The 9,896-nt window shown below is 74.4% G+C and carries 10 protein-coding genes and 1 pseudogene; 3 read left to right on the forward strand and 8 right to left on the reverse strand.

The features are described 5' to 3' along the window. The 5 genes and pseudogenes from AC1RSJ_RS16500 to AC1RSJ_RS16520 all read right to left on the reverse strand — a co-directional run. Positions 1–957: pseudogene (locus AC1RSJ_RS16500) on the reverse strand (hypothetical protein); the annotation flags it as partial. A gap of 53 nt (positions 958–1,010) precedes the next feature. Beyond that, complete coding sequence (locus tag AC1RSJ_RS16505) at positions 1,011–2,294, reverse strand: S8 family peptidase (RefSeq protein ID WP_493119564.1); 1,284 nt, start codon at positions 2,292–2,294, stop codon at positions 1,011–1,013. A 1-nt stretch (position 2,295) separates the two neighbouring features. Beyond that, positions 2,296–2,670 carry a hypothetical protein gene (locus tag AC1RSJ_RS16510; RefSeq protein ID WP_493119565.1) on the reverse strand — a complete coding sequence of 125 codons (375 nt, stop codon included), beginning with the start codon at positions 2,668–2,670 and terminating at the stop codon, positions 2,296–2,298. A 153-nt stretch (positions 2,671–2,823) separates the two neighbouring features. After that, positions 2,824–3,105, reverse strand: coding sequence for a WXG100 family type VII secretion target (locus AC1RSJ_RS16515; RefSeq protein ID WP_493119567.1), 282 nt, complete (start codon positions 3,103–3,105; stop codon positions 2,824–2,826). A 47-nt stretch (positions 3,106–3,152) separates the two neighbouring features. Further along, positions 3,153–3,467: a WXG100 family type VII secretion target gene (locus tag AC1RSJ_RS16520; protein ID WP_493119568.1), complete on the reverse strand. Its 315-nt coding sequence runs from the start codon at positions 3,465–3,467 to the stop codon at positions 3,153–3,155. 198 nt (positions 3,468–3,665) lie between these two features. Between AC1RSJ_RS16520 and eccD the strand changes: the two genes are divergently transcribed. Genes eccD through AC1RSJ_RS16535 form a run of 3 tightly spaced genes read left to right on the forward strand, consistent with a single transcriptional unit; the run spans position 3,666 to position 7,631 of the window. Continuing rightward, a complete protein-coding gene (gene eccD / locus AC1RSJ_RS16525; RefSeq protein ID WP_493119569.1) occupies positions 3,666–5,012 on the forward strand; it encodes a type VII secretion integral membrane protein EccD in 1,347 nt (448 codons plus the stop codon). Between the two features lie 7 nt (positions 5,013–5,019). Beyond that, positions 5,020–6,345, forward strand: coding sequence for a type VII secretion protein EccB (gene eccB, locus AC1RSJ_RS16530; RefSeq protein ID WP_493119570.1), 1,326 nt, complete (start codon positions 5,020–5,022; stop codon positions 6,343–6,345). Further along, positions 6,342–7,631 carry a S8 family serine peptidase gene (locus AC1RSJ_RS16535; RefSeq protein ID WP_493119571.1) on the forward strand — a complete coding sequence of 430 codons (1,290 nt, stop codon included), beginning with the start codon at positions 6,342–6,344 and terminating at the stop codon, positions 7,629–7,631. The genes eccB and AC1RSJ_RS16535 overlap by 4 nt, the downstream gene beginning before the upstream one ends. Before the next feature lie 16 nt (positions 7,632–7,647). On the opposite strand, the gene AC1RSJ_RS16540 is transcribed toward AC1RSJ_RS16535, so the two are convergent. From AC1RSJ_RS16540 to AC1RSJ_RS16550, 3 genes are all read right to left on the reverse strand, one after another. After that, positions 7,648–8,565: a hypothetical protein gene (locus tag AC1RSJ_RS16540; RefSeq protein WP_493119572.1), complete on the reverse strand. Its 918-nt coding sequence runs from the start codon at positions 8,563–8,565 to the stop codon at positions 7,648–7,650. Then, positions 8,562–9,389 carry a PP2C family protein-serine/threonine phosphatase gene (locus tag AC1RSJ_RS16545; RefSeq protein ID WP_493119574.1) on the reverse strand — a complete coding sequence of 276 codons (828 nt, stop codon included), beginning with the start codon at positions 9,387–9,389 and terminating at the stop codon, positions 8,562–8,564. Before AC1RSJ_RS16545 ends, AC1RSJ_RS16540 begins: the two co-directional genes overlap by 4 nt. Beyond that, a partial coding sequence (locus tag AC1RSJ_RS16550) for an FHA domain-containing protein (protein ID WP_493119576.1) occupies positions 9,386–9,896 on the reverse strand: 511 nt, incomplete at its 5' end. The genes AC1RSJ_RS16550 and AC1RSJ_RS16545, both read right to left, overlap by 4 nt.

Below are 9,896 nucleotides of genomic sequence, written 5' to 3' on the forward strand. Positions count from 1 at the left end.
GCCCGCGCCCATGCCGCCGAGGCCCATGCCGCCGAGGCCGCCGTTGGCCAGCCGGCTGCCGGCCGCCATGGCCGCGGCGCCGCCGGCGCCGAGCAGGCCGCCGGTGAGCGCGTTGGAGCCCGACCCGCCGGTGCCGCCCGTGGTGCCGGGGAAGGTCCCGGGGAGCTGGGTGGTGCCGGTCACGTTGCCGTCGATGATGAGCGGCGTCGGGCTGACGGGCGTCTCCGGCGGCATGGTCTCGATGATGTCGATCGGACCGGTCGGCGGATGACGCGGCGGCCAGTCGGTGATCGTCGGACCGTCGATGATGGTGCCCGTCGGGCCCTGCCACACGCCGCCCGTGTTCGAGCCGCCCTGACCGCCGCCGGTCGGGCCGGACGGGACGCGGGGGTAGGCCGGCTCCTGCGGCGGCTCCGGGTTCGGCGCCATGACGGGGACCGCGGGCGGGTTGTCGGCGATCTGCTCGAGCTCACCGGCGCGCTGCCGCAGCTTCTCGGCGAGGTCGTCCTTCGCGGTGCCGGCCTCCTCCTCGCGCTTCTTCGCGAGCTCGCCCTCGTACCAGCTCAGTCCGTAGTGCGACGCCGCGAGTCCCGCGATCCCGCCGAGCACGGTGCTGCCGGCGGTGATGGCCGCCGCCGTGCCGCCGTCGACCTCGGCCGACGGGAGGGCGTCGATCTTCGCCTGGGCGGTCGCCTTCGCCTCGTTCGCGAGCTGCACGTTGTCCTGGATGTCGCCCACCCAGCCGTGCACCTTCATCATCGAGTCCGCCATCGTGGAGAAGGCGCTCGAGGCGGCGTTGCCCGTCTCGCCCTTCAGCCCGGAGTCCTCGGCGAGCGTCTTGAACAGCGAGCTGACGGTCTGCAACGAGGTCTTGAAATCGTCGGCGCCGGTCAGGTTCCACTGAGCGGCGGCGTCGAGATCGTGGAGCTTCTGCTCGTTGGGTCCTCGGTCGGCCATGGCGTCCTCCTGGTCTTCGGTCGTGTGGGGTCGAGTGCGGTTCGCGGCGCCGGTCAGCCCGGCGTCGAGGTCTTCCTGCGGGTGGCGAGCACCACCGCGACGATGACGCCGGCGATGACGAGCAGGAGCAGGATGCCGCCGATCACGACCGGCAGCAGCCAGCCGGGGGCGGCGGATCCGGGCTCGTCGGCGGCGCCGGGCGTGCCGGACGCGGACGGCGACGGGTCGTCCGTCGGACCGCTGCCCGCGGCCTCGATCTCGGCGCGCGAGGGCGCGTCGAGCTTCGAGTCGGTGATGAGCGGGTTCGCGTCGTCGTACTGCGTCGGATCGACGCGGAGCATGTGGCCGAGCGAGACGATCCCGTAGCCGTAGCCGGTGTCGTCCCGCTGCAGCGGGTGGTCGATCGCGCTCGTGTTGCGGATGACGGTCTGCAGGATCTGGTCGCGCGTCGCGTCCGGGTACTTCTGCATGACGAGCGCCAGATAGCCGGCCACGATCGGGGTCGCGAAGGAGCTGCCCGAGCCGAGCCCGGTGGTCTTCCAGGTGGTCCCGTCGCCGAGCAGCGTGACGCCGACGCCCGGCGCGACGACATCCGTGCTGCCGTCGTCGATGGCCCGGCCGTCCGCCGTGGCGAGGGCGAGCTGCTGGTCGTGCCACCCGACGCCGAGCACGCCGTTCGCGCCGGACGGATAGCCGCGCAGCACGCTCTGCTGCTGCGTGTCCGCCGTGCCGCCGAGGACGATGACGCCGCGGTTGAGCGCGCGCGCCAGCGCGGTCTGCAGCGACGCCGTCAGGCTCCCCTGCAGGATCGAGACGCTGATGATGTCGGCACCGTCGGCGACGGCCGCGTCGACGGCAGCGCCCATGGTCTTGCCGGACGTCGTGCCGTTGCTGCAGGCGAGGCCCTTCAGGGGATCGCCCTGGTCGCCGACGGAGTAGAAGTCGAGCGAGGCCTTCGGCGCCGCGCCGCGCGTGCCGGCCGCGCCGTCGAACCAGGTTCCGTTGCCGATGATGTTCGCGACGACGTTCGTGGCGTGGAGGCCGAGCTGCGGGTCGGTGGTCGTGGACGTCGCACCGCCGCCGCAGAGCGAGTCGTGCACGGTGAGGTCGGCACCCTCGAACACCGGCACGTCCGGGTCGATGAGCCCGTCGATGACGGCGATCCGCACGCCCGTCCCGTCCAGGCCGGCGGCCTGCGCCGCCGGGACCCCGCCTGCGGACTCGCCGGCGTACCACCACGAGCCGGGTGCGTCCGCCGCCGACGCGGGGAGCGCGGGCGCGACGACGAGCGCGACGGCCAGGACTGCCGCCGCGCCGGAGGTCGCGGTGCGCTTCACGTCAGTTGCTGATCATGCCGCCGGGCTGGCGCACGACCGGGACCGGCGCCTCGGTCGACTGCGCCGTGACGGCGTCGTCGATCATGCCGATGAGCGTGTTCGCGTCCTGCGCCGAGAGCTCGTCGGTGCCGGAGAGCTGCGTCAGCGCCGCCTTGAGGGCGTCGGCGTTCTCGGCCATGGCGTGCTTGATGTCGGAGAGCGTGTTGGCGATCGTGATGCCGGCGTTGCCGAGGGCCTGGCCGTAGACCTGGCCGATGCCCTGCTTCGTGCCGTCGTAGTCCATGACGGTGCCGCCGGTGGGCATCTCGAGGGCCTGCTGCCGGATCTTCTCGATGTTGGCGAGCAGCGCGTCGGCCGAGACCATGATGTCGAGCATGCGGAGTCCTCTTTCATCGAAAACGCGAGTCGAGCACAGATTCTACCCGGCGTCGGCCGACTCGCAACGGGGGCCCGGGCCGGCCCGGGACAGCCCGGAGATGGGAACGGGCGGCCACCCCGGAGGGTGACCGCCCGTGCGCTCAGCGCGAGGTCAGATCGCGAAGCGGCCGGCCGACGACTTGTCGCTCGACACGTAGGTGTCGGCGATCTCGTCGGTCTTGCCGGCGATCTGCTCGAGCAGGGTCTGCAGCGCGGTGAGGGACTGGGTCCACTTGCGCTGGGCGTCGTCGTACGCGGCCTGCGCACCGCCGTCCCAGGCTCCGCGGAGCTTGTTGACCTCGGACTCGAGCGTGTCGAGCTGCGACTTGATGCCCGAGGCGCCGTTGCGGATCTGGCCGGCGAGGGCGTGGACCTGGGCCGGGGTGACCGACATGGACTGCATTGGAATGCTCCTCTTTGCTCTCTGGTCGACGGCCGCCGTCAGGCGCCCATCATCCCCTGCAGGTTGCCGATGGTCTGCTGGTGCGACTCCTCGGTCGCCGCCTGGTCGCGCTCGGTGCCGGAGAGGGCGTCGTGGAGCGTGTCCAGCACGTTGTTGAGCTTGCGGGTCTCCTCGTCCCAGCGGTTCAGGAGGCCGGTGAAGGCCGTGGCCGCGCCGCCCTTCCAGAAGCCGGAGACCTGCTCGATCTCGCCGCGCACGGTCTTGACCTGCTGGTCGATCCCGGCCTTCGCCTCGGACACAGCCTGCGCACCCCGCTTGAGGGCACCTTCCTCAGCAGAGATGAGGTCTGCCATGACAACTCCTTCACGTCGGAACCGGCCGACCGGACTGTCCGGTCCCGGCGAGACACCACGCTAAGCGCAAAGCGAGAATTCCGCAACATGTGTTCCGGGGCCCCCGCTCGCGGGGCATCCGCTGCGGACGCCGTGACTAGACTATGAGGGTCTGTCAGTCCCGTCGACCCCGGCGGGGAACCCATCCGGGAGGCCCGTGTGAGCCAGGCCGTCGCCGCTCCGGGAGCGCTGGTCCGCGTGACCGTGGTGAGCGAGGACCGCCGACTCGACGTGGGCATCCCCGCGCAGGTGCCGCTCGTCGAGCTGCTGCCGGGCTTCGCCCGCAGCCTCGGAGTCCTCGACCCCACCCTCGCCCACGCCGGCTACGCGCTGCGGCGGGCCGACGGGTCGACGCTCGACCCGAGCCGCGGCGCCGGCGCCCAGGGCGTGCGCGACGGCGACCTGCTCACGCTCGCGCGCGGCGGCCTCGTCGCCGAGCCGAAGGTCTACGACGACATCGTCGAGGCCGTGCTCGACGCCACCGCCGATCAGCACCGCACCTGGACCCCGAAGGACAACGCCCGCACGGCGCTGGCCGTGAGCCTCACCTTCCTCGGCCTCTGCGCCGTCGTGCTGTTCGCCGCCGGACCGGGGATCGGCATCGGCGCGATCATCGCCGGCGGCGGCGCGATCGTGCTCATCGCGGCGGCCGCCGTGCTCACCCGCGTCGGGCAGCCGGAGGCCGGCCACGCGCTCGGCCTGGCCGCGGCGCTCTTCGGCGGGCTCGCCGGCTTCCTCGCCGTGCCGCATCCGGGCTTCGAGGTGTGGGGCTGGCCGCTCGCCGCCGCCGGCCTCGGACTCGTCGTCGTCGGCGGCGCCGGGCTCGCGTTCACGCAGAACAAGCCCGAGATCCACCTCGTGCCGCTCGCGCTCGGCGCGGCCATCGGCGTCACCTCGCTCGTCGCGGCGCTCTTCGCCCCGGGCGGCGTCGCGCCGTACGCGATCATGACGGCGGTCGTCGCGACGCTCGCCAACGGCCTGCCGTGGCTGGCGCTGAGCTCCACCCGCATCCGCGTGATCTCGCCCCAGAGCGACGCCGACATGTTCGCCGACCCCGAGCCGATCGATGCCGCCGAGGTCACCCGGCGCGCGGAGGCCGGCCAGCGCGTGCTCATCTCGCTGCGGCTCGCGCTCGGCTTCTCGGTGCTGCTCGCGGCACCGCTCGTCGCCGGGTCCGGCACGGCCGGCGCCGCGCTCACCGCCCTCGCGTTCGTCGGGATGATGTTCCAGTCGCGGCAGACCTACGCGCGCAGCGGCGTGCTCGTGCTCATGGCGCTCGGCGCCGTCGGCCTCGCGGCCACCGGCCTCACGGTCGTCGCCGCCCAGCCCGGTATGCGGATCACGCTGCTCGTGCTGCTGCTCGCCGCGACCGCGGTGCTCGTGACCATGACGATCCTCAGCCCGCGCGCCCGCCTCCGCCTCGGCCGCGTGGCCGACGTCGTCGAGGTCGTGGCGATCGCCGCACTGCTGCCGCTCGGCGTCATCGCCGCCGGACTGAACGGCTGACCCGGGAGTGGCAACCAAGAAGGACCTCATCGACGCGCAGAGCTTCTCGCGTCGACGACTGCTCACCGCCTTCACCTCCGGCGCACCCGGCGGCAAGGAGCTCGAGCCGGCCCAGCCGCTCCGCGCCGTCGTCGCCGCCGTCGCGCTCACCGCGATGGTCGTACTCGGCGGGGTGTTCTGGGGGCTGTTCCAGCGCGGGCTGCCGAACGACTGGCAGAACGACCGTCTCATCCTCGCGAGCGATACCGGCGCGCGCTACGTGTCCGCGAACGGCGTGCTGCACCCGGTGATCAACACTGCGAGCGCGCGGCTGCTCATCTCGCCGAAGAACTTCAAGGTCATCACGACCGACTCCTCGACCCTCTCGAAGATCAAGATCGGCAGCACGGTCGGCATCCTCGGCGCCCCGGACACGCTCCCCCGCAGCACCGCCCTCGTCGGCGACGGCTGGACGGCCTGCGTCACCGCGGACGGCGCCACCTCGGTCGGCATCGGCACGAGCCGCAAGGCCGCCGCCACCACCGACGCGGCGGTCGTGCAGCGTGGCGACGACCTCTTCGTCGTCGCGGCGGGGCTTCGGTACGCCGTGGCGCAGGCCGACCGCGATCCGGTGCTCCGCGCCGTCGGCATGGACGCCTCCCCCGTCGTGGAGGTCGACGACGCGTGGCTCAACCTGTTCACGCCCGGCGGGGACTTCGAGCCGCTCACCGTGCAGGACGCCGGCAAGGCGGTCTCCGGTACGAAGCTCGAGGTCGGCCAGGTCGTGCACGCCGAGGGCAGCGCGGAGGACAACCGTCAGCTCGTCACGGCGGACGGCGAGCTCGCCCGCCTCTCGCCGCTCGCGTTCGCGCTCTACCAGCTCGGCACCGGCGCGATCATGGGCGCCCCGATCGACGGCGACCCGTCCGAGTGGGCGTCGCTCCCGACCGCGGCCGACCCCGCCGGCTCGGTCGACTGGCCGCGCGATCCGCTGAGCCCGTTCGACTCCGGCGAGACCGCCTGCGCGCTGCTCACGCACGACGGCGCCACACCGCACACCGTGCTGGCGACGACCACGACGCCCCCGGCCTCCGGCGGCGTCTCGGTCGCGGGCGCCGGCGGCGCGCTCGTGTCGGCCGAGGGCGCGGGCGCCGAGAGCGGATCGCTCCGCTACCTCGTCGACGGCTCGGGACGCGCGTACGCGATCCCCGGGTCGAGCGACGAGTCGACGCTGCGGCTCGGCTACGCAGCGGCGGACGTGTCGCGCATCGGCGCCGGCTGGATCCGCTTCCTCGACGCCGGACCCGCGCTGACGCAGAAGGCCGCGGGGTCGGCGCCCCGCGCCGGATCGTGACCGGCCGCACCCGTCGCCCGGTCGCGATCGCCGCGGCGGTCGCCGGCCTGCTCGCGCTCGCCCCGCTCTCGCCGCTGTCGCCGTTCTCGCTCACGGCGCCGCCGACCGTCGCGAGCGCCGCCGAGCAGTGCAAGGCCGGCGAGTTCTCGTGGATCGCCCAGCGGCCGCCCGCGCTCGACACCCTGCAGACCGACCTCGCGTGGCCCGTCACCAGGGGCGCCGGCGTGCTCGTCGCGGTCGTCGACTCGGGCATCGACGCCGGCAACGCCCACCTCACCGGCGCGGTCGCCGGCGGCGTCGACCTCGTCGGCGACGGCTTCGGAGCCAACGGCCTCGCGGATCCGAACGGCCACGGCACGATCATCGCCACGCAGATCGCCGGGCGCGCTGCGCCGGAGAGCGGCGTCATCGGGCTCGCGCCCGAGGCGCGCCTGCTCTCCGTCCGCGTGTTCCAGAGCGACGACGAGGAGGCCATCAAGGCGGGCTTCGGGCCGACGCAGGAGCGTCTCGCCGCCGGCATCCGCTACGCCGCCGATGCGGGCGCGCAGGTCATCAACGTCTCGCTGAGCACGACCTCCGACGACGAGCGCGTGCGCAGCGCGGTCGAGTACGCGCAGTCGAAGGGCGCGCTCATCGTCGCGAGCGCCGGCAACCGCCTGTCGGCCCAGAAGACCGAGGGGGCCTCCACGGCCGACGGAGAGCGCTACCCGGCCGGGAACCCCGGCGTGCTCGGCGTCACCGCGATCGCCGCCGACGGCACCGTGAACGACGACAGCATCCACGGGCCGCAGGTCTCCATCTCGGCACCCGGCCAGAACGTGCTCAGCGCGCAGACCGGCGGCGGCGACTGCCTGTTCCAGGCCGAGGCCGCCTCGCCGAGCTTCGCGACCGCGTACGTGTCCGGTGCCGCGGCGCTCGTCGCCGCCGCCCACCCGGAGGAGACGCCGGCGCAGTGGCGCTACCGGCTCGAGGCGAGCGCGCTCCGTGCGGATGCCGACGCGCGCGACGACGTCGACGGCTGGGGCTCGGTGCAGCCGTACGACGCGATCGCGCTGCAGCCCGGCCCCGGCATCCGCGGACCGGAGAGCCCGTTCGCCGACACGGAGGGATCCGCCCCGGCGGCCTCCGGCGGCGTCGTGCGGCCGGACCACGCGCCTCCGGCCTCGGCCCTGACGAACGCGACGGCCGTGCTCATCGGCGTGATCGGCGCGACCTTGCTCGGCACCGTCGGCGTGCTCACGGTGCTGCTGCGCCGGCGCCGCGGCGAGGACGCCGCCGCCCGCTGAGCCCGCTGCGGCGCGCTCAGCCGCCGAAGACCAGGATGCCCACGAGCACGAGGCCGGCGACCGACACGACGCACGCGACCGCGGCGAGCAGCAGCGCCGTGCGGCCGGCGCTGCGGGAGCGGCGGGAGACGGACGGCATGGCCGGCGCCGGCGCGCGGGTCGCCTCGGGTCCGGTCTCGAGCTGCACCGGCGCGGGCGGGGGCGCGGGCAGCTCCCGCGGCTGATACCGCTCGACGGCGTTCGGGCCGACCGCGTCGACCGCCGTGCGGGTCTCCGTGCCCGCGGGCGGGAGCGTGATCGCGGTGCGCTTCGCGCGTCGGGTGGACGGAGCCCGAACGACGAGCGCGGACGGCCCCTCGGTGGTGGACGAGACGGGGGTGCCGGGCCTCGGGACGACGACCGTGCCGTCGTCGGGGTCGTCGGCCTGGCCGGCGGGGGCCGGTGCGGCGGCGGGCGTCGCGCGCTCGACGACGACGGTGCCGTCGTCCGGATCGGCATCGTCGGCCCGCGGGGCGGGCGCCGGACGCTCCACCACGACGGTGCCGTCGTCCGGGTCTGCGTCCTCTGCCGTCGGGGCGGGCGCAGGACGCTCGACGACCACGGTGCCGTCGTCCGGGTCCGCGTCCTCTGCCGTCGGGGCGGGCGCCGGACGCTCGACGACCACAGTGCCGTCATCCGGCTCGACGTCCTCTGCCCTCGGGGCCGGCGCAGGACGCTCGACGACCACGGTGCCGTCATCCGGGTCCGCGTCCTCTGCCGGCGCGGCGGGCGCAGGACGCTCGACGACCACGGTGCCGTCATCCGGCTCTGCGTCCTCTGCCGTCGGGGCCGGCGCAGGACGCTCGACGACGATCGTGCCGTCGTCGGGCTCCGCGTCCTGGGTCCGGGGGCCGGTCACGATCGTGCGGTCGTCGTCGTCGTCGCGGTCGGTCACGCGCGCACCTGCACGGTGGTGTCGTCGGCGGACGGGTCGAGCCCCTCGAGGTCGACGAGGTCGGTGCCGCCCTCGTGCGCCGCGTCGCCGCCACCGGACAGGACGTCGAGCACGATGACGGTGATGTTGTCGCGGCCGCCCTCGCGCTTCGCGAGCTCGACGAGCGCCGTCGCCGCGGAGGCCGGCCGGCCGCTCATCGTCAGGGTCGCGCGGATGGCCTCGTCGGCGACCTCGGAGTGGAGGCCGTCGGAGCAGACGAGCAGCCGCTCGCCGTTCGTGACCGGCATGAGCCAGCTGTCGGCGGTGCTGTCGGCGGCGCCGATCGCGCGCGTGATGACGTTGCGCTCGGAGAACGTGCGCATCTGCTCGGGACGCAGCTCGCCGCGGTCCACGAGCTCCTGGCCGAGCGAGTGGTCGACGGTGAGCTGCTCGAGCTCGCTGCCGACGTGGCGGTAGACGCGGGAGTCGCCGACGTTGAAGACGAGCCAGTGCGGCGCGCCGGCGTGCTCGACGAGCACCACCCCGGTCGCGGTGCTGCCGGCGCCGCGCCGCGTGCCCGCGGCCACGTCGGCCACCGCGGCGTCCGCCGCCGTCAGCGCCTCGCGGATGTGGGACAGCTGCGGCCACTCCGGTCCGTGCACGTGGATGCGGAACGCCTCGACCACCGCGGCGCTCGCGCGATCGCCGGCCTCGTAGCCGCCCATCCCGTCGGCCACGATGAAGACCGGCGACTCGGCGAGCATCGAGTCCTCGTTGGCGGTGCGCTTCAGGCCGGTGTCGGTGACGGCGGACACCGCGAGCTCGACGGCGGCGACCCCGGTCATCCGGCGTCCTCCGCGGCGTGCTCCTCGTAGGCGATGCGCATGCCGACCTTGCCGAGCACGAACGGGCGGTCGGCCGAGGCCGAGCTGCCGGCGTCGAGCAGCCGCTCGCCGCCGTCGGCCTCCGCGACGAGCACGCCGTTGGTGGAGTGCAGGTCGGTGATGACCCAGGCGCCGTCGACCAGGTCGACGCGCGCGTGCACCTTCGACAGCGTGCGGGTCGTGTCGACGAGCGCGACGTACTGCACGTCCGCCTCGCCGCCGGACGGCTTGCGGCCGAGCACGGCGCTCGCGCCGGTGAGCGCGATGATCTGCCCGTCGTCGGTCAGCAGCCGCCACGGGATGCGCGGCGTGCGGTCGACGACGACGGTGCTGTCGAGGTCGTCGTCGTCCTCGTCCGCGGCGGGGACCGGCACCGGGGCGGTCGCGGCGGGTGCCGGGGCCGGCTCGGCGGGCGGCGGTGCGATGGGCGGCGCCGCGATGGGCGGCGCGGGCGGCGCGACGATCGGC

The organism is Schumannella sp. GW821-FHT10F01, assembly GCF_058809295.1.